Here is a 629-nt window from a genome sequence, read left to right as displayed (position 1 = left end):
TTGGCCTGCGCCCTCGGCCACAAAGCCTGCCGTGACAATCGCTCGGTCCTCTACCATCGCGTCCCGCGCCTCTTCGAGGCGCTCGCGCTGGCTCGAGGTGATGGACGCTATGGTCGCCTGCTCAAGACGCTCGGGCGCGTTCAGCTCCTCCTGCTCGACGACTGGGGCCTGTCTGTTCTCAACGCGTCCGAACGGCGCGACCTCCTGGAGATCCTCGACGATCGCCATGGTCGCGCATCGACCATCGTCACCAGCCAAATTCCCGTGGAACACTGGCATGACGTCATCGGCGATCCCACCCTCGGTGACGCGATTCTGGACCGCCTCGTTCACAATGCTCACCGCCTTCAACTCGCCGGAGAAAGCATGCGAAAACAGAACGCCCGCGCCCACGCTCTTGACGGCGTCTCAAACGCCTGAACAATAACCAGGTCGGCCGAAGAGACCGCTCATGATCGCGTGAAACACGTGCTCACGATCGCCTGAAATGGCTGCTCACAATCAGCGAAATGCGCAGTCAGGGCACCAATATTTTGTGTTTCGGCCCGCCAGGCGTGGGAAAGACCCATCTTTCGGCGGCGCTCGGTCATGCGCTGATCGACGCCGGATATCGCGTCCTGTTCGCAAGA

At 61.7% G+C, this 629-nt stretch carries 1 protein-coding gene and 1 pseudogene; both read left to right on the top strand.

All coding sequences use genetic code 11. From position 1 onward, the window contains the following. A partial coding sequence (locus tag VQ045_RS21860) for an ATP-binding protein (RefSeq protein WP_331831629.1) occupies positions 1 to 420 on the top strand: 420 nt, incomplete at its 5' end. Positions 421 to 527: 107 nt separating this feature from the next. Continuing rightward, positions 528 to 629 (top strand): annotated as a pseudogene (locus VQ045_RS21855) (ATP-binding protein); the annotation flags it as partial.

It is taken from the genome of Aurantimonas sp. E1-2-R+4, from assembly GCF_036549515.1.
Taxonomy (GTDB): domain Bacteria; phylum Pseudomonadota; class Alphaproteobacteria; order Rhizobiales; family Rhizobiaceae; genus Aurantimonas; species Aurantimonas coralicida_A.
This window is presented reverse-complemented; position numbering and strand designations above follow the sequence as displayed.